This window comes from Algoriphagus chordae (assembly GCF_003254055.1).
In the GTDB taxonomy this organism is placed as follows: Bacteria; Bacteroidota; Bacteroidia; order Cytophagales; family Cyclobacteriaceae; genus Algoriphagus; species Algoriphagus chordae.
In genome coordinates this window covers 1-23,027 of sequence record NZ_QKZT01000032.1, presented here as the reverse complement: position 1 = coordinate 23,027, position 23,027 = coordinate 1, and the positions used below count along the sequence as shown (strand labels likewise).

Annotated in this window: 21 protein-coding genes; 17 read left to right on the top strand and 4 right to left on the bottom strand. The window is 40.3% G+C overall.

Annotation, left to right across the window (positions count from 1 at the left end; translation table 11 throughout):
- Positions 1–152 precede the first annotated feature (152 nt).
- The gene (locus LV85_RS21395) at positions 153–1,274 is read right to left on the bottom strand and encodes a glycosyltransferase (protein WP_111323295.1); all 1,122 of its coding nucleotides are present in this window, start codon (positions 1,272–1,274) and stop codon (positions 153–155) included.
- 21 nt (positions 1,275–1,295) lie between these two features.
- Between LV85_RS21395 and LV85_RS21390 the strand changes: the two genes are divergently transcribed.
- Positions 1,296–2,111 (top strand): 2,3,4,5-tetrahydropyridine-2,6-dicarboxylate N-succinyltransferase, encoded by an 816-nt coding sequence (locus tag LV85_RS21390; protein ID WP_111323293.1) that lies wholly within the window; start codon positions 1,296–1,298, stop codon positions 2,109–2,111.
- Between the two features lie 10 nt (positions 2,112–2,121).
- Positions 2,122–2,724 (top strand): tetratricopeptide repeat protein, encoded by a 603-nt coding sequence (locus LV85_RS21385; RefSeq protein ID WP_111323291.1) that lies wholly within the window; start codon positions 2,122–2,124, stop codon positions 2,722–2,724.
- A 909-nt stretch (positions 2,725–3,633) separates the two neighbouring features.
- Here the strand turns inward: LV85_RS21385 and LV85_RS21380 are convergent.
- Positions 3,634–4,308: a molecular chaperone DnaJ gene (locus tag LV85_RS21380; RefSeq protein ID WP_111323289.1), complete on the bottom strand. Its 675-nt coding sequence runs from the start codon at positions 4,306–4,308 to the stop codon at positions 3,634–3,636.
- 266 nt (positions 4,309–4,574) lie between these two features.
- On the opposite strand from LV85_RS21380, the gene LV85_RS21375 reads away from it, so the two are divergent.
- From LV85_RS21375 to LV85_RS21350, 6 genes are all read left to right on the top strand, one after another.
- The gene (locus LV85_RS21375; RefSeq protein ID WP_111323287.1) at positions 4,575–4,982 is read left to right on the top strand and encodes a DUF4332 domain-containing protein; all 408 of its coding nucleotides are present in this window, start codon (positions 4,575–4,577) and stop codon (positions 4,980–4,982) included.
- A 90-nt stretch (positions 4,983–5,072) separates the two neighbouring features.
- A complete protein-coding gene (locus tag LV85_RS21370) occupies positions 5,073–6,611 on the top strand; it encodes a helicase HerA-like domain-containing protein (RefSeq protein ID WP_111323285.1) in 1,539 nt (512 codons plus the stop codon).
- A 37-nt stretch (positions 6,612–6,648) separates the two neighbouring features.
- Positions 6,649–7,854 carry a BaiN/RdsA family NAD(P)/FAD-dependent oxidoreductase gene (locus LV85_RS21365; protein WP_111323283.1) on the top strand — a complete coding sequence of 402 codons (1,206 nt, stop codon included), beginning with the start codon at positions 6,649–6,651 and terminating at the stop codon, positions 7,852–7,854.
- Between the two features lie 5 nt (positions 7,855–7,859).
- On the top strand, positions 7,860–8,210 hold the full coding sequence (locus LV85_RS21360; RefSeq protein ID WP_111323281.1) for a hypothetical protein: 351 nt from the start codon (positions 7,860–7,862) through the stop codon (positions 8,208–8,210).
- A gap of 56 nt (positions 8,211–8,266) precedes the next feature.
- A complete protein-coding gene (locus tag LV85_RS21355; protein ID WP_111323279.1) occupies positions 8,267–9,238 on the top strand; it encodes a YheT family hydrolase in 972 nt (323 codons plus the stop codon).
- 100 nt (positions 9,239–9,338) lie between these two features.
- Positions 9,339–10,799 carry an FMN-binding glutamate synthase family protein gene (locus LV85_RS21350; protein ID WP_245942395.1) on the top strand — a complete coding sequence of 487 codons (1,461 nt, stop codon included), beginning with the start codon at positions 9,339–9,341 and terminating at the stop codon, positions 10,797–10,799.
- 127 nt (positions 10,800–10,926) lie between these two features.
- On the opposite strand, the gene lhgO is transcribed toward LV85_RS21350, so the two are convergent.
- Positions 10,927–12,129, bottom strand: coding sequence for an L-2-hydroxyglutarate oxidase (gene lhgO / locus LV85_RS21345; RefSeq protein ID WP_111323275.1), 1,203 nt, complete (start codon positions 12,127–12,129; stop codon positions 10,927–10,929).
- Positions 12,130–12,295: 166 nt separating this feature from the next.
- Between lhgO and LV85_RS21340 the strand changes: the two genes are divergently transcribed.
- The 9 genes from LV85_RS21340 (at position 12,296) to LV85_RS22520 (ending at position 22,791) form a co-directional block, all read left to right on the top strand.
- Positions 12,296–14,773 (top strand): DUF5686 and carboxypeptidase-like regulatory domain-containing protein, encoded by a 2,478-nt coding sequence (locus LV85_RS21340; RefSeq protein WP_111323273.1) that lies wholly within the window; start codon positions 12,296–12,298, stop codon positions 14,771–14,773.
- A gap of 30 nt (positions 14,774–14,803) precedes the next feature.
- Positions 14,804–16,021, top strand: a complete 1,218-nt coding sequence (locus tag LV85_RS21335; protein ID WP_111323271.1) for a 6-bladed beta-propeller — start codon at positions 14,804–14,806, stop codon at positions 16,019–16,021.
- Between the two features lie 292 nt (positions 16,022–16,313).
- Positions 16,314–18,263, top strand: coding sequence for a threonine--tRNA ligase (gene thrS, locus LV85_RS21330; protein ID WP_111323269.1), 1,950 nt, complete (start codon positions 16,314–16,316; stop codon positions 18,261–18,263).
- A gap of 84 nt (positions 18,264–18,347) precedes the next feature.
- Positions 18,348–18,902, top strand: coding sequence for a translation initiation factor IF-3 (infC, locus tag LV85_RS21325; RefSeq protein WP_111323267.1), 555 nt, complete (start codon positions 18,348–18,350; stop codon positions 18,900–18,902).
- A gap of 26 nt (positions 18,903–18,928) precedes the next feature.
- Positions 18,929–19,123 (top strand): 50S ribosomal protein L35, encoded by a 195-nt coding sequence (gene rpmI / locus LV85_RS21320; RefSeq protein WP_087941465.1) that lies wholly within the window; start codon positions 18,929–18,931, stop codon positions 19,121–19,123.
- A 107-nt stretch (positions 19,124–19,230) separates the two neighbouring features.
- Positions 19,231–19,575, top strand: coding sequence for a 50S ribosomal protein L20 (rplT, locus tag LV85_RS21315; RefSeq protein ID WP_086501406.1), 345 nt, complete (start codon positions 19,231–19,233; stop codon positions 19,573–19,575).
- A 192-nt stretch (positions 19,576–19,767) separates the two neighbouring features.
- Positions 19,768–20,949, top strand: a complete 1,182-nt coding sequence (locus LV85_RS21310) for a peptidase associated/transthyretin-like domain-containing protein (RefSeq protein WP_158531227.1) — start codon at positions 19,768–19,770, stop codon at positions 20,947–20,949.
- On the top strand, positions 20,936–22,390 hold the full coding sequence (locus LV85_RS21305) for a TlpA family protein disulfide reductase (protein ID WP_111323263.1): 1,455 nt from the start codon (positions 20,936–20,938) through the stop codon (positions 22,388–22,390). Before LV85_RS21310 ends, LV85_RS21305 begins: the two co-directional genes overlap by 14 nt.
- 53 nt (positions 22,391–22,443) lie before the next feature.
- Complete coding sequence (locus tag LV85_RS22520; RefSeq protein WP_111323261.1) at positions 22,444–22,791, top strand: 6-bladed beta-propeller; 348 nt, start codon at positions 22,444–22,446, stop codon at positions 22,789–22,791.
- Here LV85_RS22520 and LV85_RS21295 read toward each other — a convergent pair.
- On the bottom strand, positions 22,788–23,027 hold a 240-nt coding region (locus LV85_RS21295), incomplete at its 5' end, for a transposase (RefSeq protein WP_146260491.1). The genes LV85_RS22520 and LV85_RS21295 overlap by 4 nt on opposite strands.

Here is a 23,027-nt window from a genome sequence, read left to right as displayed (position 1 = left end):
AATAATTGAATAATAGTGTTTTGAGAAACCATATTTGCTGACCTGGATTGAAAGAGTGAGGAAAATGTTCAGTTTCCATTCTGGAGAAACGAGTGTTGGAATTAGGGTACAGGTGGATAACTGTGGATGGTAATCCACATCCTATTTAGAACTTAAAGAGAAGAGATGGCGCTGATGAAATCTCTGTGTTGAGATTTCCACAGAATAGAATTTCCAGGACTTTGGGTGAAATATTCCTGATTGAGCGCAGTTTTGAAATGATAGGATGCCTGTTCCAAGTCGAAAAAATCTATAGGAAATCCTCCGGAATAAGGAGTGAGAAAGTCTAGCCATTTAGGATTTCCTCCTATCAAAACTGGTACTCCAAGCGCTGCTGATTCGAAAAGTTTGGTAGGCATTTTATCCTTGATAGCCTCTCGATTTTGGTAGGGTAAAATGGCAAAATCAACTCCTGAATATGTTGCTATTATCTCCTCATGAGGGATAGGGGTATTGGATAAGTTTAGCTGAATATTGGAAACTTTTTCACAGGCTTTTTGGACTGTAATTCCATAGCTTGGAAGGGTACAATGTCCGATGATTCGGAGCCTAGAATCTGGGAATTTCTTTAAGATTTCCTTGAACCAATGGATCGCTTCGACCGTCCCAAAAGCAGGACTTAGGGTACCCGAAATCAAAAAATCATAGCCTTCTTTTTCTGGAATTTTGAATGGGATTTTTGCCTTTATTTCTCCCGCGAATTTATTCTCCAAAATCAAAAAAGGTCTTTTCTCAGGCATCTCCTCAGCGTAGCATTTCTCAGCAAGCAGAAATAAATCTACTCCATTCACGCCCTCCATTCGCCTTATAATTCTGCTAAATCTCGTCTTTTTATCTGGGCTTAAACTTGGATTTAACTCCAGGTTTTTGACATAGTTTTCCTGTACATCATAGACCAATTTGTAGCCAAAAATCCCTTTAAAAAATGAGGCAATTGGAAGATAATCGTAGGTACAAGAGATGAGGATTTTTGGCTTCACTTTGAGTAAAATCCTTAAGAATCTGATTTGTGAGGCAATCCTTCCCCAGGCTGAGTTAGGCTTGCTAAGGGAAGTATAAAAGTTTTCATCTTCGCAATTTTCTATAGGAATTTGTGAAAATCCCATAAAACTTAAGCGATATAGGCCTGTTTCTCGCAACGAAAGACCGAGCTTTCCATAAGCTCTTGTATCTTTGGCGGGCTTTAGACTTGATGCGATCAAGACTGGAATTCGAGAATCAAATTTTCCACTCATTAAACGAAACTAACCAAAATAATGGAACTGAAAACAATCATTGAGCAGGCTTGGGAAAACCGAGAATTATTAAAAGACGAAACTACTCAACAAGCCATTAGAGCTGTAATCGCAGATCTTGACGCGGGAATCATCCGTGTTGCAGAACCTACTGAAGATGGCAATTGGAAAGTAAATGATTGGGTGAAGAAGGCGGTAATTCTTTATTTCCCTATCCAGAAAATGGAAACTATCGAAGTGGGACCATTTGAATTCCACGATAAGATGGCGCTCAAAACCAACTATGCTGAGAAAGGTGTACGTGTAGTACCTCACGCTGTAGCTCGATATGGGGCTTATTTAGCTTCTGGAGTAGTTATGATGCCAAGTTATGTTAATATCGGCGCTTATGTGGACGGTGGCACGATGGTTGACACTTGGGCTACTGTCGGTTCTTGTGCGCAGATCGGCAAGAATGTTCATTTAAGTGGTGGAGTAGGTATTGGAGGAGTTTTGGAACCTATCCAAGCAGCGCCAGTAATTATCGAAGAAGGTGCTTTTATCGGCTCTCGTGCTATCATTGTAGAAGGCGTGAGAATTGGTAAGGAAGCTGTGATAGGTGCTGGTGTTACCTTGACTGCAAGTTCTAAAATCATCGATGTGACAGGATCTGAGCCTGTAGAATACAAGGGTTATGTGCCTGAGCGTTCAGTGGTAATCCCTGGATCTATTTCTAAAACTTTCCCAGCTGGCACTTTCCAAGTTCCATGTGCTTTGATTATAGGTCAAAGAAAAGCCTCCACCGATCTCAAAACCTCTTTAAATGATGCGCTAAGAGATAATAGTGTAGCAGTATAAACCATCTATAATGAAAACGAGTACGCGAGCGATATTAGCTCTATTTATTTCAGCAGCTCTATGGTCTTGTTCAGAAAACAAAACCAGTTCAGGAGATGCCTATTTCAATAAAGGAGAATATGAGAAAGCAGCGCTTGAGTATTCTGAGGATTTGAAATTTAAGCCAAATGATGTTCGCATGCTTTATAATAGAGGCAGGGCGAATGAGGAGCAAGGAAATTACGAGGAGGCAAAAGCTGACTTTGAAAAGGCACTAGAAGTAGAGCCAAATAATTTCCAAGTGCTACTTAGTTTGGCAAATGTGCATTACAATGAAAAGAACTATACCAATGCACTGCTTTATGCGGATCAAGCGGCTGAAATCTCGGGTGCACCAGCTATGGCCTCATTTATGAAAGGGCGTGCTTTGCATCAATTGGGTAAGCCTGATGAAGCATTGAAAGCTTATGGAAATGCGATTGCAGTTGATAAGGAATTTGGGCAAGCATATTATAATAGAGGCTTGTTGAAAGTTGCCATGAAAAAGATCGGATCCTCCTGTGAGGACTTTCAACTCGCAAAGGCCTTGGAATATCCCGGGGCAGAAGAGGCTTTCGCCAAATATTGCAAATAATTTTAAAACCGGCTCAGGCCGGTTTTTTTTATGGACTTTTTTAATCGTTTAGAGTATCACAGAGACTTCTAAGCGTCATTTTGCTGCTTCAGAAAACCAAGCCCCAGTATTTCGCTTCGCTCATACAGGGCTAGTACTGGACGCACCTTTGGTGCTAGGATAAACTAACTGTGATGAATACTGGCACTAAAAACTGCGACTGATGACTGTGACTAAGAATTAACAACTTACAACGGCCACCAAACAAACAACCAAAAACCGACAACCAATACCTAAAAGCCAACACCCCTCTCACTTCTCACCTCTTACCTCTTACACACTCCCTGGTTGCCGACAACTGCGACTTCACACCGCTCGTGCCCTTGGCACTCTGAATTATTCCTTCCATTTCTTTACCCAGTATTTCGCTATGCTCATACTGGGCTTGTACGGGGCGCACCTTTGGTGCTAGGATAAATTAACTGTGCTGAATACTGGCACTGAAAACTGCGACTAAAAACTAATAACAAACAACCAACACACACCTAAAACCTAAAAATCCTCTCACTTCTCACCTCTTACCTCTTACACACTCCCTGGTTGCCGACAACTGCGACTTCACACCGCTCGTGCCCTTGGCACTCTGAATTATTCCTTCCATTTCTTTACCCAGTATTTCGCTATGCTCATACTGGGCTTGTACGGGGCGCACCTTTGGTGCTAGGATAAATTAACTGTGCTGAATACTGGCACTGAAAACTGCGACTAAAAACTAATAACAAACAACCAACACACACCTAAAACCTAAAAATCCTCTCACTTCTCACCTCTTACCTCTTACAAACTCTGCCACTACCAACAACTGCGACTGATCACTATGACTAAAAACCAACAACCAACAACGGCCACCAAACAACCAACAACTAACCATCATTTCACCAATTCCCCAGTATGCTCATGCTCCCCTTCAACATGATCACAGAGATCTTCTGAACTCAATTTACCCGAACCGCCGCAGGTTCTACAGGAGCTAATTTGCTTCAAGCTTCCTTCGCAGACAGGGCATGTAAGTCTCCCTTTCCCAGCGCATCTATCACATTCGTAATACTCCACGATTTTAAAAACATTCATTTTGGTGATCATCCCCGAGCCGCTGCAGCGACTACATCCTACGACACCCTTGGCTTTGCAATAGTCACAATCTTGCTCAATCTCCCGATGCCCGTCGCAAGTGAAGCAGGTCTTGTAGCGATAACCTCTTCGATCGCAAAGTTGGCAAGCTATGATTTCTTCTAAAGGAACTTCCAATCGAATCTGGAGCTCCTGAGCACCTTGATAGTGCTCGCCAGTAAAGCCAGTTAGCTCCAAGTACTTATTGAGGAAATTAGCTGAGTTATCGTATTGTTTGACCTCGAACAGGGTTTCGGCAAATAAATATGGCATTTCCTCTGGCAGTGGTTGGCCGGAATCTATCAGGTTCCTGAAAATAGAATTTGCTGTTTCATAGTCATTTCTTTCAATCGCAGCTTTTGCGCCCTTCATCCAATGGTCTGTTTGACCCAGATTAGGACCGATCTGCGCAAACGAAACCTGGCTAAAGGCCATCACTAAAATTAAACTTAGAAGGGGGAGGGATTGATAAAATCTAAAGCTCACAGGAATATTGTTTTCTGGACTAGCAATAAAGGTAGAAGTTTCTTTATCGTAAAGTTAATATTTCCAAATGGCCAAATCTGTCCATTATCTACAAAATGGATTTTAGAAGTTAAAAATTGTCTTTATTTTGGGATTAAATTAAATTCCTTGCTTAATTAATAATTCGTTGAGCTGAATTGTCAGTCATAATACTTTAACCCTAAAAAAACAGAAAGATGGGAAAACCAATCACAATGATCGAGAGCATCGGTCCCGTTATGAAAGAAAAACTAGCATCTGCTGGAGTAACTACTGTAGAAGGTCTATTAGAAAAAGGAGCTACTAAAGCTGGAAGAAAAGCTATTGCTGATGCATCTGGCTTGGATGAAAGTAAGATTCTAGTTTGGGTAAATATGGCGGATCTATTTAGGATTAATGGTGTCGCGAGCCAATTTGCAGAGCTTCTTAAAGCCGCTGGAGTAGATACAGTGAAGGAATTGAGAACAAGAAATGCTGAAAACCTGCATGCTGCATTAGTCAAAACTCAAGAAGAAAAAGGACTAACCCGAGTAGTTCCTACTGCTGCTAAAGTAGCTGAATTCGTAGAGGAAGCTAAGACTCTTGAGCCTGTAGTAACTTACTAATCACTTTACAAATACCTAATTTGTTGAAAAACCTTTTTGCCACCGGCATCAAGGTTTTTTTTGTAGTTTGGTTTCACAATCATTTCAACTATGAGTAAAACAGAAGAATTCATTGCCCACTTGGCCGAAGGTCAGAAATATAAGAAAGACTCAATTGTCCTAGGAACTGGAGTACTAGATGGTAAACCCGTGTCTGGAGCACAAATCAAGATTGCACTCAAAACTATGAATAGGCATGGCCTAATCGCTGGAGCCACAGGAACTGGTAAAACCAAAACCCTTCAGGTGATTGCAGAGCAATTAGCTTTGAAAGGAGTTCCTTCTGTTTTGATGGATTTGAAAGGGGATCTATCTGGACTTGCACAGCCAGGTACTGCCAATGATTTCATCAAAAACCGCTCTGAGGTCATCGGTGTGGACTATGTGCCTATGGGTTTGCCGATAGAGCTGATGTCTATTTCTGATGAAAAAGGCGTGAGACTGAAGGCTACGGTGTCTGAATTTGGTCCAGTATTGATCGCTCAGATTCTAGATCTTAATGATACGCAACAAGGGGTGATTTCACTGATTTTTAGATATTGTGATGTGCATCACCTGCCTTTATTGGATCTGAAGGATCTCAAGAGAGCCCTACAGTTTATCACCAATGAAGGCAAGGAAGCGATCAAAAAAGAATACGGTCAGGTTTCTTCTGCTTCGGTAAATACGATAATGCGTAAGATAATCGAACTGGAACAGCAAGGGGCAGAGCGATTTTTTGGAGAAAAATCCTTTGAAGTAGAGGACTTTTTGAGAACAAAAGATGGCAAAGGAGTGATTTCGGTGATACGATTGACTGATATTCAAAGTCGTCCTAAGCTATTTTCGACCTTTATGCTCAGCCTGCTTTCGGAGATCTATGAAACCTTTCCAGAGCAAGGGGATGCCGATGAGCCAAAGCTTTGTTTGTTTATAGATGAGGCTCATTTGGTCTTTTCTAATGCTTCCAAAGATCTACTTGAGAAAATAGAATCCATTGTCAAATTAATCAGATCAAAGGGAGTTGGAGTGTATTTCTGTACTCAAACGCCAACTGATGTTCCTGATAGCATATTGGGTCAGCTGGGATTGAAAGTGCAGCATGCCTTGAGAGCATTCACTGCTAAGGATAGGAGGGCAATTACTAAAACTGCTGAAAATTATCCCGAATCTATTTATTATGAGACTTCCGAAGTGCTGACAGCTATGGGGATTGGAGAGGCCTTAGTTACTGCTTTAAATGAAAAAGGCATTCCTACACCTCTTGCGCATACCTTGGTGAGAGCTCCGATCACAAGAATGGATATTTTGAATCAGGCCGAAATAGATGAGGTAGTCGAAAATTCAGCCTTGGTTTACAAATACAATCAGGACATAGATAGAGAGAGTGCTTTTGAGCTCTTGGAGAAAAAACTGGCTGATCTAGAGGAAACTCAGAAAAAGGCAGAATTACCAGGGCCGAAGTCCCGAACTAGAACATCTAAAAGCCCAGCAAAAGAAGATTCCTTGATAGAGGAATTGAGTAAGAACACCATGTTTAGACAATTGGGTAGAACTATTTTCAGAGAATTGACCAGAGGAATTCTAGGTTCATTTACTAAAAGAAAATAGTTGTGTTAAGTTATTGTATATCAATATAATATAAGTTTTGAAAATAGGGATAATTGGAGGGGGAGCAGCAGGTTTTTTTGCAGCTATTCATGCGGCAGGACCGGGAAGAGAGGTTACGATATTTGAAAAGTCTCCTAAGCTTTTGTCTAAGGTAAAAGTATCTGGAGGCGGTAGATGCAACGTCACGCATCGCCCTATGGAAATCTCCAAACTGATTAAAAACTATCCTCGTGGGGAGAAGTTCTTAAAGAAGGTTTTTCACAAATTCAAATCTGAGGATACCATCAATTGGTTTGAATCTAGGGGAGTAGCACTGAAGATAGAGGCTGACGGAAGGATGTTTCCTGTTTCGGATTCATCCCAATCCATCATCGATGTACTCCTGAAAGAAGCTCAAAAACTCAATATTTCCATACGAAAATCCTGTGCTATAAAGTCAATTCATCCTGTTTCAAACCAGTATAAACTTGAAACTGATGCGGGAGTTTTTGTGGTAGATAAATTGATTATCGCTACTGGAGGACATCCAAAATTGGATTCATATTCATTTCTTAAAAATCTAAATCATAGTGTTTTAGATCCAATTCCATCATTATTTACTTTCAATACTCCCAAGGAATCTTTGCGTGAACTAATGGGGCTATCGGTAGTAGATGGGATAGTGAAAATCCAAGGAACGAAAATGACTTATAGAGGTCCAGTGCTGGTGACGCATTGGGGAGTTAGCGGGCCGGCAGTATTGAAGCTGTCAGCTTTTGGAGCACAGTGGTTGAAGGATCAGAATTATGCCGCTACGGCTCTGATCAATTGGAATGGTGCTTATGGGGAAGAGGAGTTTAGCTCTCATCTCAAAAACTACATGCTAGCCCATCCAAATCGTAAAGTAAGAGGTAACTCACTTTTTGAGATCCCATCTAGGCTGTGGGAGCACTTCTGCTCGCGATCGGGAATAGAAAAGGAGCAATTGTATGGTACACTTTCCAAAAAGCAAATCAATAAGTTGGTGCAGAATCTTTTTTGCTATAATTTGAGCGTTGAAGGAAAAACCACCTTCAAAGAAGAATTTGTAACAGCTGGAGGAATAGCCTTAAATGAGGTGAATCCGGAAACTCTGGAAAGTAAATTTCACCCTAACCTTTACTTTGCTGGAGAAGTCCTGAATATAGATGGAATTACGGGAGGCTTCAATTTTCAAGCTGCCTGGTCCACTGGATTTCTTGCTGGTATAGCCTCAACTAAATAATAGCCATGGAAACAATTTATCCAGAACTCGATAATCTGATCAGCGAAATGTCAGATGGTGATGAAGCCTTTCAGAAGAAATTGACCTTAGCGATATACCACGGCTTGGTAGAACTTAAGGAAAAATACGCTGAAGGTTCATCTGAAAAGGATAAGGTCAAACTTCACCTTATTCGGCACAAATTAAAGCCAACCCTAAATATTTTTGAGCTTTCTCATATTATGGAGGAACTGCAGCTTGGCAAAGAAATAATCGAAACAGAGGGTTTTGAGAGTAGCTCATTTGCAAGTCATTACCATAGGTTGCAGGAGAAACTGGACATTGGCATTAAGCGGGTCTATGAATTGACAGAATAATACTATTGACTTTTTCTCGCCGGGCTATTTGCAATTTTTTATACTTTTGAGTCTTTATGGCGATTATCAAATCTACCTATCAAGGTCCCCCAGCGTATTTATTTAATGGGCATTTGGAAACAATCATTCCTAGTTTGTTTCGAAAAGTCTCCGATGTAAACTACTCCAGAGAAAAAATAGACACTCCTGATGGGGATTTTTTGAATTTGGATTGGTCAAAAGTAGGTAGTGAAAAACTCTTGATTATCTCTCATGGTTTAGAGGGAGATTCCGAAAGACATTATGTCAAGGGATTGGTCAAATTATTCAATTCCAGCAAAATAGATGTGCTGGTCTGGAACAATAGATCTTGCGGTGGAGAGATCAATCTACGACCAATGTTGTATCATCATGGCGCTAGTTATGATTTGGACACGACCATCACCCATGTTCTAAATTCCTGTATGTACAAGGAAATTTTTCTAACAGGGATAAGTATGGGGGGAGCGCAGACGCTCAAATACCTTGGAGAAAAAGGAGCTGATTTACCTTCGGAAATTAAGCGTGCTGCTGTTTATTCTACTCCTTGTAATTTACTGTCTAGTGCCGCTACGCTGAAGTTTCGTAGTAATGCATTTTATAAAAATCGGTTTTTAGGAAAACTCAAGGCAAAAATTAGAGCTAAAGCAATACAGTTTCCTGATTTGATAGACCTGGATTTATTGGAGAAAGTCACTGACTTTGATTCTTTTGATACTCTTTTCACCGCCAAGCTACATGGATTCAAGGATGCTGAGGATTTCTACAAATCTGTGAGCGCCGACAATTGGATGCCTGATATTGCCATTCCTACGCTTGTGATAAATGCACTAAATGACCCATTGCTTGGGCCAGATTGCTACCCCGTCGAGCTTGCTACTAGCAAAAGAGAACTTACCTTGGAAATGCCAAAGAGAGGAGGGCATACGGGTTTTGTTTTCAGTGGGAATGAATTCACCTGGGCAGAATATAGACTGCAAGAATTCCTCTTAGATCAGTCTTTGGCCTAAGGGTTTTACTATATTGTAGATCAATTCAACAAAAGATTTTACTATGAGAAAAGTGTTTTTCGGCAGCCTTGTACTGTTTTCATTACTGACATTTTTTCTAATGTGGTATTTCCAATTTGCTCAATTCAAATTTGGTTATTTTATACTAGGAATTATTGTAATACTCTTTTTTATAGGAGTTTATGATGTCAATCAGAAAACCCACGCTATTCTTCGGAACTTCCCCGTACTAGGTCATTTTCGCTATTTACTTGAGAAAATTAGCCCTGAAATTCAGCAGTATTTTATTGAGACCAACACAGACGGAAGACCATTCAGTAGAAATATACGCTCATTAGTTTATAGACGTGCCAAGAGCGTCAATGACACACACCCATTTGGTACACAGCGTGATATCAACGGCGAGGACTACATGGCCTTGCGGCATTCAATCTATGCTGTACACACCAATGATGAGGACCCACGTGTATTGATAGGGAATGAACTGTGCAAGCAGCCGTATTCTTCTTCGATTTTCAATATTTCAGCGATGAGTTTTGGATCGCTTAGCTCCAATGCCATTAGGGCATTAAATATTGGAGCCAAAAAAGGCGATTTCTCTCATAACACTGGTGAAGGCGGGATTTCCTCACACCATAGGCAAGGAGGAGATTTGGTATGGCAAATCGGTACTGGATACTTCGGTTGTCGGGATGAGCATGGGAATTTCTCTGAGGAGAAATTTGCTGAGAAGGCAAATTGGCCGGAGGTCAAAATGATAGAAATAAAGATCTCTCAGGGAGCTAAGCCGGGACACGGCGGAGTGCTCCCAGGTGTAAAGAATACGGAAGAAATAGCTGAAATAAGGGGAGTGGTGAAAGGAACAACCATACTTTCTCCTCCTTCACATAGTGCATTTTCGAATGCTAAGGAACTGATAGAGTTTGTCACTAAGCTGAGGGAATTATCCAGTGGAAAGCCTGTAGGCTTCAAACTTTGTATAGGCAGAACGGAGGAATTCACTGCGATATGTAAGGAAATGGTAGCTGCTAATGTCTACCCAGATTTTATTACGGTGGACGGAGCCGAAGGAGGTACAGGAGCTGCACCCTTAGAATTCTCCGACAGTGTGGGATTACCACTCGAGCCAGCACTTATATTCGTGAGAATGACTTTAGAGAAGTTTCAGATCCGTGAGAAAATCAAAGTCATAGCTTCGGGAAAAGCCATTACTGCTTTTGCAATTCTAAAAAACATTGCTTTCGGCGCAGATTTGTGTAATTCTGCACGAGGCTTTATGTTCAGCGTAGGATGCATCCAAGCCTTACGTTGCAATACCAATGAATGTCCTACAGGAGTCGCTACCCAGCGTGCTAACTTGGTAGGAGGGCTTGTGATAACAGATAAATCTGAGCGGGTGTATAATTTCCACAAAAACACCGTTCATGCCGTTCAGGAATTATTAGGAGCTTCCGGACATACGCACACCTCACAATTGAGTGCAAGTGATCTGGTGAAAGGTGATGAAATGATCAAATTAGCCAATCGTTACTTGCCTGATTCTGTGAATACGCAGGTGTAGAGTTAACCTTTGAGATCATCTCGCAAATGCTTTACCTGGTCCAAGTCTCATTACTTGGACCCATTCCAATGCAGTTTTAAGACCACAATTTCCGCGGCATAAGTATGAAGACTTGCGCCAAACTGTATTAAGAAAACCTCTTCAAAGCTAGTTCCGCCACTGTTCCCCCAATTGCCAAAGAGCTTGTAGCAGCTGGTGAAGGAGCATTCAGCACATTGATCGCATGAGCTGATTCTCTGATCGAGAAATCGTCCAAAAGTCCACCAGTACGATCACAAGCCTGAGCACGAACACCGGCGCCTCCCTCAGTCAAATCTGATTCCTGAATTTCTGGTATTAGCTCTTGAAGTGCCTTGGTAAATGCCGCTTTCGAAAAAGATCTATACATCTCTCCAAATCCTGTTTGCCAGTACTTGGCTGCTACTTTCTGAAATCCTGGCCAAGCTAGGGACTCAGCAAGTTCTTTTAAGTTGATTTGAGATTTCTTGTATCCCTCTCTTCGGAAAGCCAAAACCGCATTGGGGCCGGCTTCTACGCCACCTTTCATCATACGAGTGAAGTGCACTCCCAAGAAGGGGAAATTTGGATCTGGAACTGGGTAAATCAGGTTTTTTACCAAAAATTCTCTGTCTTTCTTCAGTTTAAAATACTCACCACGAAACGGAATGATCTTTACATCAATCGGATCTTTCTCAGACATCTGAGCAACTTTATCAGAATAGAGTCCCGCACAGTTGATAACCAGTTTACTCTGGATGGTTTTATTAGAAGTTTCAATGTAATTGATTCCCTCTTGATCCTTAATAGCTAGTACTTTATGGTTTAAAAAAATCTCCCCGCCATTCTTTATAATTTTCCTTCCGTATGCCAATGCGACTTTAAAATAATCGACGATTCCAGTTTGAGGAACATGTAGTGCTGCTACACCTGCACAATGAGGTTCAAATTCTTTGAGTTCCTCCATAGTAATATACCTCGTACCATCCAAGCCATTTTGAAGACCTCTCTCGTATAGGTTGTTTAGCAGTGGTTTTTGTTCTTCTCTGGTGGCAACTACCACTTTTCCTGTGATCTCAAAGGGAATTTTTTCTTCCTCGCAAAACTGAATCAATTCATGATAACCGCCGATACAATTGGTTGCTTTGAGAGAGCCTGGCTTATAATAAAGTCCAGAGTGAATTACTCCACTGTTGTTACCAGTTTGGTGCTTGGCTAATTGATCTTCCTTTTCCAAAATGGCGATTTTGAGCTCTGGGCGAGTTTTTTGTATTTTAAGCGCAGTAGCCAAACCTACTATTCCACCACCAATTATTGCAATATCGTATATCATGTTTCTCGGTTTACTAGGTCAAATATACAAGTCGATTTTTCAAATCTCCTGCTCCAAAGCAAAGCTAATATCATAAAGCTTTTTAATTTTTAAGCAGCTAGGTAGCAATTTGCACGCTGAATGAATTTATTTTGCAGGAATATATATTGAGTGCCCTAATTATTTCATGATCCGTAATTACCTTTTTCTTTTCCTCTTTCTGATTTGCACGCAATCTTTTGCCCAGTTTGTAGTGAAAGGCAAAGTGACTGATTCTGCTACTGGAGATCCCATACCCTTTGCTTCCGTATTATTGAAAGGCAGTACTGTGGGGATTTCTACTGACTTTGAGGGAAATTATATCCTAGAAGCTAGGTCGCTTACTGATAGCATTACGGTTAGTTATTTGGGTTATATCACTGCCGTGAAAGCTTTGCAACAAGTCGCTGAGCAAACTGTCAACTTCCAGCTTAAGCCCTCTGATTTTGAAATGGAGGCCTTTGTTTTTGAAGCAGGAGAGAACCCCGCTTTTGAAGTAATACGTCAGGCAGTAGATCGTAAAAAAGACTTTGACAAAAGGGAGATACCTGCCTATCAGACAAAGAATTATACGAAAATTGAAATTGATATAGATCATGTGTCGGAGGAATTTACGAGAAGAAAGGCCGTCCAAAAAGTAACTGCCGTCTTAGATTCTATTAAGCAGTTGACCAATGACGAGGGCGAGAAGATATTGCCTGTATTCTTTTCAGAAACTCTTTCCAAATACTATTTCAGAAGCAATCCTGAACTTAGAAAAGAGGTAGTCGAGAAAACAAAAGTGACTGGCGTAGGGATCACCGATGGATCCACTACCTCACAGATTACTGGTTCAGCTTTTCAAGAGTACAATTTCTACAGAAACTGGCTTTCTATCGTAGGAAAGGAGTTTGTTTCCCCTATTGCAGATGGGTGGAAACAGTTTTATGACTATGATTTACTTGATTCGGTTTTGGTGGGAAAAGATTCCTGTTACCTGCTGAAAGTCTATCCCTTGAGAGAGCAGGATTTGGCTTTCACTGGCACCATTTGGATAAACAAGGAAACTTACGCCTTAAAACAGGTGGATTTGACCATTCCGAAGGAGGCAAACCTGAATTTTATAGAGCGAATCAAAATTCAGCAGGAGATGACTCCAACTTCGGCGGGTCCTTTGATTCCTACCAAAACGCGAGTTCAGATCAAGATTGGACAAATTACCCCGAAGACAGCGGGATTGCTGGCCAAATTCTATATGTCGGCGGACAGCATTCAAATAGGTGAACCCCAGCCTAAATCTTTCTTCAATCAACAAGTCACTTTATCTCCAGGCTATGATGATGCAACGGAAGAGTTTTGGAAGGATAATCGTCAAGACATTTTGACTGAGGAGGAAATTGCTGTTCTTCAAATGGTAGATACCTTGAAGAGAATTCCGATTGTACGCTTTTTTTCTGAAGGCCTCAAGTTCTTTGGGACGGGTTATCTGGATGTAGGGAAAATTGATCTTGGCCCTTGGCCTGGTTTCTTTAATGTCAACAATATTGAGGGAGTAAGACTAGGAATGGGCTTTCGGACCAACATCAAATTCAGCCCGAAATGGCTTTTTAGTGGCTATATGGGCTATGGTTTCAAAGATGAAGAATTGAAGTACACTGCCAGTGTCACTCGTATTTTGGATCGAATGCATTGGACTTCAATATCACTCTCCACTCAAAAAGAAATTGATCAGGTCGGTTTGGAGATATCGAGTTTGGAAGGAAATAGTGTGTTTCTCGCGGCGAGTAGATTTGGCACGCTGCGAAGACCGTATTTCAGTAGACTTCATAAATTGAATTTTCAGCGAGAGTTTTTCAAAGGATTTCTGATGTACTCAGATATGAGTTTTTTGAAATTTGACCCATTATATGACTTCTATTACCTCGAAAAGGGTACAGGTGAGTACAAATCAAGCTTTGAAACCACAGAAGCCAAATTTGGCTTGCGCTATGGGCGTGATGAGGTAATATTGATTAATGACAATCAGCGGACTTCCTTAGGGCCTTTGAGATGGCCGATTTTTGATCTGAGTTATGCCAAAGGAATGAGATGGCTAGGAGGTGATATCAGCTATTCCAAATTGAATTTGTATATCTATCAGCGACTGAATGTGGGCATGTTTGGGGTATCACGATACGAGTTTGATGCAGCCAAGGTCTTTGGAGAAGTACCGTATCCTATCATGAAAAACCATCTGGGTAATGAGACCTTGTTCTATACATCGGCTGCTTTCAATACGATGAATTTCAATGAGTTTGCTTCCGATCAGTACGCAAGCTTGCGTTATCGACATTATTTTGAAGGCTTTCTATTGAACAAAGTGCCTTTGGTGAAAAAGCTAAAATGGAGAGGAGTCGCCAACGCCAATATATTGTTCGGTTCTGTGAATCAGAAAAACATTGACAATGCCCCAACTGTAGACCCAGATGGTAATCCTATAGAAACTTTCGGAAGGCTTGATCCCAACATTCCTTACGTGGAATTGGGCTATGGAATCGAAAACATCTTTAAATTCTTAAGAATAGACTTTTTTCATAGAATCACCTATTTGGATAATCCTGGAGCTAAGCCATTTGCGGTTAAGATATCGGGACAGTTTATTCTTTAGTTATTGGATTCTATTCACTATTTTGGGTAGATGAAAAACCCATTGATTTTTTTATTTCTTGTCTGCTGTAGCTTTTTTATTTCCTGTTCTAGCAAAGTTGAAACCGATTCAGGCCAATCCAGCGATGCCTTAGAAATCATCAAGGTTGACCTCTCCGAAGCTAGAGAAGGGAAACTTTCTGAATTCTTTGAGCCTGAGATAGAATATATCTGGCTTAAGGATGATTCGGGAAATGGACTAATAGGAAGAGATATTCCGCGGATATTTTTTCATGAAGACAGGATTTACGTTTTGGAAATCTTTGGCTGTAAATGCATTCAGATTTTTGATCGTTCTGGGAAATACCTAAATAAAATCATAAGCTATGGTGAAGGACCAGGTGAATACCTTGATTTTGATGACGCTATTATTAGAAATGATGAAATAATGCTTATAGGAGTATTTCCTAGCAAATTGATGTGGTTTAGTTTGGAAGGTAAATTCTTGAGAGAACAAAAAGTCACAGATCAATTTGGTGCTGTAGTTTTCTCGGATCTTGAAAAGCGATATTATTTCTATAGCTCAGCATTTGCTGAAAATGAATTCTTTATTTCGAGTGTTAATGACTCATTTAAGGACACCATTAAGGCAATTCCTTTCGATCCAGAGCTCTATTATGGGATGTATTCCGATAGGAGTAATTTGCAGACATCGAATGGCAGAGTATATCTTTCAAGGCCATTTCAAGATACCATCTATTACGCTGACCAAGGTAAGTTTATCCCTAAGCTAGTTTTTGATTTTGGGAAGTATGGACAGAATCAAGATGAGGTGAAGAGGATTGATGAAGATCTTGAGCCTCTTGATTTGATGAATTTTTTGAACAATCGAGCGAAATTTTATATCAGTACAATATGGTATATCGCAGAAAGCCAGCTTTATGCAAGGATGAGCTATGAAAAAGAAAGCTATAATATTTTCTTTACACGAGATGATCAAAAGCCGCATGTTATAAAAGGAGAGTTTGTAAACGATTTGAATGAAAGTCTCCACATAAGTTCATTTTATCATCAGTTCTCCAATGGAAAAACTGGCTCAACTATTCCAGGAAAAGAGCTTTTTAAGTTCCTTCAGAAGAAGAAAGCAGAACTCGGTCAGGAGGGCTTTGAAGAATATGTGAAAGGCAAAGGAAAGAACTTTGCCCAAGTAGCATTTGCCGCCAAAGACTCCGAAAATCCTGTGTTAATCGTTTATACGGTGAAAAAATAAGGGGTCTTTATCCAGCAGCAAGTGGGTGTTTCTGCAATTCGGATCAGTAAAAGACATCAAAGCGACTTAATTGTAAGTTAAACACTAGCATTTAGGCTACTCCGGTCACCCGTCATCGGTCTTCCAGCCAAAGCAAGCAAAGAAATTTAGGTAAAAGCCATGAGAGGAGATATTAAAAAATTGGCACTCATTTCCATATTCCTTTCCCATTTATTTTTTGGTTGCATCGCACTTGTGCATATTTGCAACTTAATCTTTATGCCCTTTTGTATGGGCAGAACTAATTTTACAAATGTCAGATCAAATTAAAATTACCCTTCCGGATGGCACTGTGAAGGAGTACGAGAAAGGAACCACCGGACTACAGATTGCTGCAAGTATCAGCGAGGGTTTAGCGAGAAACGTTCTAGCCGCAAAAGTTAATGGACAGGTTTGGGATGCTACCCGAGCTATAGACACTGATTCAACTATCCAACTGTTGACTTGGAATGACGGAGAAGGCAAAAATACTTTTTGGCACTCCTCAGCTCACTTGCTTGCAGAAGCATTAGAAGCTCTTCATCCAGGTATCAAATTCGGTATTGGACCTCCGATCGAAACAGGATTCTACTACGATGTAGATTTCGGTGATAAGACGCTAGATGGTTCTGAGCTCGAGGCAATCGAGAAGAAAATGATTGAATTGGCTCGTAAGAAAAATGAGTACATCCGTTCTGATGTTTCCAAGAAAGATGCTGTTGCTTATTTCGAGGATAAAGGTGACGAGTACAAGCTCGACCTTTTAGAAGGGCTTGAAGATGGAACGATCACTTTCTATCAGCAAGGAAACTTCGTAGATCTTTGTCGTGGACCTCATATCCCCAATACCGGTTTTGTAAAGGCTGTGAAACTTACCAACATTGCTGGTGCTTACTGGAGAGGAGACGAGAACCGCAAAATGCTTACTCGTATCTATGGTGTCACCTTCCCTAAAGCGAAAGAGCTATCTGAATACTTGACTTTGCTGGAAGAAGCAAAGAAGCGAGATCACAGGAAACTGGGACGAGAACTTGAGCTATTTACTTTCTCTGAGAAAGTAGGAGCAGGTCTACCACTTTGGCTGCCAAAGGGAACCTTGCTTAGAGAGCGTTTGGTCAATTTCTTAAAAAAAGCGCAGGATAAAGCAGGTTATCAGCAGGTAATCACTCCTCATATTGGTCACAAAGCTCTATATGAGACTTCTGGCCATTATGAGAAATATGGCAAGGATTCATTTCAGCCAATAACTACTCCGCATGAAGGGGAAGAGTTTTTGCTGAAGCCGATGAACTGTCCACATCACTGTGAGATTTATAAGCACAAGCCACACTCATATAAGGAATTGCCGATTCGCTATGCGGAATTTGGCACTGTATATCGCTATGAGCAGAGTGGGGAATTGCATGGATTGACCCGTGTTAGAGGATTTACTCAGGATGATGCGCACATCTTCTGTCGCCCAGATCAGGTGAAAGAGGAATTTATCAAGGTTATTGACTTGGTATTGTATGTATTCAAGGCTTTAGGTTTTGAGGATTATACCGCTCAGATTTCGTTGCGTGATCCAGAAAATCCTGCCAAATATATTGGAGGGGATGAAAACTGGAACAAAGCAGAATCTGCGATCATTGAGGCAGCTGCAGAGAAAGGATTAAATACGGTAACTGAGCTTGGCGAAGCTGCATTCTACGGTCCTAAGTTGGACTTTATGGTGAAAGATGCCTTGGGAAGAAAATGGCAGTTGGGAACTATCCAGGTAGATTACAACTTACCAGAACGATTCGAGTTGGAATACATCGGATCGGACAATCAGAAGCATAGACCTGTGATGATCCACAGAGCGCCATTTGGTTCTTTGGAGAGATTCGTCGCGGTGCTTATCGAGCACTGTGCAGGCAACTTCCCGCTATGGCTTTCACCTGAGCAGATCAATATTTTGCCTATTTCTGAGAAATATGTAGAATATGCAGAAGAAATAAAGTCAATCCTCGAAGAGGTGGGAATATCAGGTTCTATAGACAACAGAGATGAAAAGATCGGAAGAAAAATCCGTGACTCTGAAGTTAAAAAAGTACCTTTTATGCTGATAGTAGGGGAAAAGGAGCAGGAAGAGCGAAAGCTTTCTGTCCGCAAGCATGGTGAAGGAGATCTAGGTAATTTCTCTCCGGAGGAGTTTATAAACTATTTTCAAGGCATTATTTCAGCATCATTGAGTAAGGAATAATACTGTATTATTTAATTCAGTTTTTCTTAATTAGAAATAATTCCGATATTTGCATCCAATTTCATAAAAACAATCAACGTAAACTTGAGAAACAACAGACAACCCTACAGAGGTAGACAAGAAGAACCTTATAAAGTAAACCAGAAAATCAGAGCTCGTGAAGTGAGAGTGGTTGGTGATTTTGTAGAGGGTGGAAACGCATTACTTCCTACAGATAAAGCCATCAAACTCGCTCAGGAAAATGACCTGGATCTTGTAGAGATTTCTCCTAACGTCGATCCTCCCGTTTGTAAGATTCTTGACTACGCGAAGTTTAAGTACGAGCAGAAAAAGAAACAAAAGGAGATCAAGTCCAATGCGGCTAAGATTGTTTTGAAAGAAATCAGATTCGGACCGAATACGGATGAGCATGATTACAATTTCAAATTGAAGCATGCCATCAACTTCTTGAAAGAAGGCGCAAAGGTAAAGGCATACGTACATTTCGTAGGTCGTAGCATTGTGTTTAAAGAAAGAGGAGAGATGTTACTTCTTAAATTTGCTCAGGCACTCGCAGAATACGGTGCAGTAGAGCAGCTTCCAAAAATGGAAGGAAAGAGAATGAACATCTTCATCGCTCCGAAAGCAGGAAAGAAATAAATTTCAACTAATATAAATACAGCAAAATGCCAAAGGTAAAAACCAAATCCAGTGCAAAGAAGCGGTTCGCTTTGACAGGAACCGGTAAAATCAAAAGGAAACACGCTTTCAAAAGCCACATCCTAACCAAGAAAGCTACCAAAAGGAAGCGTAACTTGACCAAAACTGGTCTTGTTCACGAATCTGATGAAGGTAGAGTAAGAGACATGTTGAGAATCTGATTTTCAGCAGTAGCTTAAAAATTAATTAAGGTTTATTTATTCACCAGGCACACTGGTTTCCAAGATCCCGATAATTCGGGACACCATGCGTCAAAAAACAAAACACTATGCCTAGATCGGTAAACGCGGTTGCGTCCAGAGCAAGAAGAAAAAAAGTGCTAAAAGCCACAAGAGGTTACTTCGGAAGAGGTAGCAACGTATGGACAGTAGCCAAAAACAAGTATGAGAAAGGTCTTCAGTATGCGTACAGAGATCGTAAAGCGAAGAAAAGAGAATTCAGAGCTTTATGGATTCAGCGTATCAACGCAGGTGCAAGAATGCACGGCGTATCCTACTCTCAATTGATGGGATTATTGAAGAAAGGTGAGATCGAACTTAACCGTAAGGTTTTGGCAGATTTAGCCATGAATCACCCAGAAGCATTCAAAGCTGTAGTTGAAACTGTAAAATAAGGACGCACTGCCTTATTTTATTAAAAGCCTTCCTTCGGGGAGGCTTTTTTTGGTTTCAGACTATTCTTTTATTGATAAAATCTATGATTTTTATTTTATTAGGTGATGAAATTTTTATGCACCACTATTTTTTTTCTCTGTGTTCAGGTAGCGTTAGCCCAAAATCAGCAAACAAATAATATTTCCGGTGTCGTGACAGATAAGGAGGATTCCTCTCCTGTCCAGTTTGCATACCTATACTTAAAGAACTACCCTGATTTTTCAGCTTTAGCCGATGAGAGAGGTGAGTTTAAGTTCTTTTTCCCTTCCCAGTTCATGGATGAAATCGTAGTGATCTCCTCCATAGGGTATCAAAAGCTGGAGCTCCCTGTCTCATCGCTTTCGAAAACAGGAAACATAATTGGGCTCCAAAGGCAATTACTCTCTTTGAATGAGGTGACAGTGATGCCTGAAGATCATTCTATGGAAGAGATGATTTCGCACGCGATCGATAATATCCCCAAAAACTATCCTGACAAACGTCATCAGCTTAAAGGATTTTACAGAAAAGTGTCAACCAACTATGAGGAATTCACCAAGCTAGTAGAGGCAGCTGTGGTTGTAGAAGATGTTAGCTATCTAAAAGAAGGATCTGCCCTTAGAGTTAAATTGGAATCCTTAAGACAAAGTGATGAATTGGGTGAGGTTGACTCTACTATGACAATTCTGAAGCAAAGAATTAGGGAGCAAATTAAATCAACAGGAAGCGCTCTCGGACCATCAAACGAAATTATTGGAACCTATCAACATAATGGATTTCGCGGTGATGCTTATAATTCCAAAACTTGGTTTGGAAAAGACGGGGACAGATTTATGGGTATTCCCGAGCTTCCTACCTATCGTAGATTTATGGGAGAGGAGATCATAGGAAATGACACGATCTATCAAATAGCTATTAGCACTAAAGATCCCCCAAATGGCAGTAGTTATTTGAAAATAAACAGTAGAAACCATGCGATTGTAGAATATCAAATAGGTTATTTATCTGGTGAGTATCAAACTTTCGCGAAGTTTAGGGAAGTTGATGGAGTCTATTATCCGGAAATGATTAGTATCAAGGAATTAAGATTGATAAATCGTGATGTGGGTACGCATCAAATGGATATTAGTACGTTTTGGTTTGATATGCCCATGACTGAGGATTTGAAAAAGATTCGAGCGAAAGATGCATTGGGTCGAGATGAAGAAGTTGAATTCAATGATTATGAACTTGATTCAAGTTTTTGGAAGGCATATGATTTAATTAAGAAACATCCGCTGGATTCAGCAATTATCAGGAGTTTGGAAAAGAATAAAAGTCTGGAACAACAATTTAAGCGCAATGCGAAAGACTAAAATCAAGGTTCATATATTTTTCCAATTACTGGTGCTCACGGCTTTCTGGTCTTGTAATTCTGGAGAAAGGGGGGAGGAAAGAGAAGCAACTGTTGGCCCCGGCCAAATTGTATTGGTTTTTGAAGATAGTGTTACGCATCAGTTTTTTCGGCAGCGTAAGGCATTATTCAAATACATGGATGATAACATGCTACCTGTGGAGATCTCATTCAATTCTGACGAGTCAAGCAAAGATCTTATCATCAATACTAAAAGAGGATCCCTTGATTTAGTTTATCGAGACAATAGCCAGGTTGAGTTTACCTATTACCTCCAAAATGGAGATAGTATTCTTATCCTAGAAAAGGACAAAAAGCCTTGGTTTGAATCTGTCAAAAAAGAAAGCTCTTATTACACTTACAATCTGGAGCTTTTAAGGAACACTGAGCTTTATGTGAAATCCCATTCAAAAGCCCAGGATTTCTACTTTTTGTGGAATGAGACAAAGACGTTTCCCTTTGAATTAGACATGAATGAGGACTTGAGGCGAAATAAGGAGGAAGCCATACAGGGGTTTCAAAAAGAGTTGTACTGGATAGATTCCTTAGGGAAGGAAGGTCTGATTTCTGAGGAAGTCAAAGCTTTTTACATTTCTAAAAATAGAATGGAGCAAAAGAAATTGGAAGCTTATGATCCTGAAAGTTTAGATATCAATACCCAAACGGCTATTAATTCATTTCTTGAAAAAGATAATTCTCTGCTAGCACCACGCGTGTTTTTGGATGAGTTTTCTGAATTGATTATTACCAACCAAACTGAGTTGGATTCCAAAGCTTTATTAGATTCATTGATAGCTAGTGGTGAACTTAGTTCCAACGAAAAATCTCTTCTCTTTCACTATTTACAAAAGGAAATTCCATATCTATCATTTAAAGAAGCAGATGAAGTTCTTGTGCGATATGGGGACAAATTAGCTAATCCCGCCCAGTTGGTTCTATTGAATTCATCTAATAAGGCTCTTCAAGGTGTTGAGCCCGATATAGAATTGATGGGGCTGCAAAAAAGCTCAATCACATTTGAAGAGATTCTAAGGCAAAAGAAGGGCAAGTATTTATATGTTGATCTTAGGGCTGCTTGGTGCATTCCTTGTATCAAAGCTTTTCCGGCGTCGCTGGCTTTAAATGAAGCCTATAAAAGCAAAGGAGTTGAAGTAATCTTTTTATCTGTAGATGACAATTATAAGTTTTGGGAAGAGGTTGCTAACAAATATGACATAGCAATTCCAGAGCAATCTTTTGTAGCTATGAACAAAGACGAATCGGAATATCTTAAAGCATTGGATGAAGCACTGATCCCAAGATATTTGATTTTTGATCCAGAGGGAAAATTAATTCATCCGAATGCCCCAAGGCCAGATACGGAGGAAATCAGGGATTTCCTTGACAGCTTAATTGATCCATAACATGAAGGAGATTAAAGTTAAAATTTTTACTAATAGCTGAACCTGCTTAAAAAATGAGATACAATCGATTCTGTAATCTACTAACTGGCTTATCATTAGTTTGTTGGGTATTCTTCAGTTGCTCAAAGCCTGATGATAATGAACTTCAAACCATTTTAATCCCAAAAAAGATAGACCAAGAATTGCAACTGGAACAATTGACAAAATCTTTAAAACTGATTCAGCTGGAGACGAATGAGAGCTCTTTTTTGACTGGTATTTTGGATGTTAAACTTTTCAATGACAAAATTTATATTTCAGATGCTTCCCGGAGGATTTTGATATTTGATCAGGGAGTGTTAGCTAAACTCTGTCCTTCCCTTCCCTTGGGGTACCCCAAGGGAAGGGAACTAATTTATTAATTTATATCCAACTTTAGCCTTCCTTCAAACTTAATGGCTAATTGTTGGACAGTCAAGCCCCAATTGTGTAAAGGGGAACTCCATTTTTTCTCGATCCTTCTTGTCGCCAGATAGACGAGTTTCAACAATGCCATATCACTGGTAAATGCGCCTTTGGTTTTGGTGACCTTTCTAACCTGCCTGTGATACCCTTCGACTGCATTAGTGGTATAGATCATCTTGCGGATGCTTTTGGT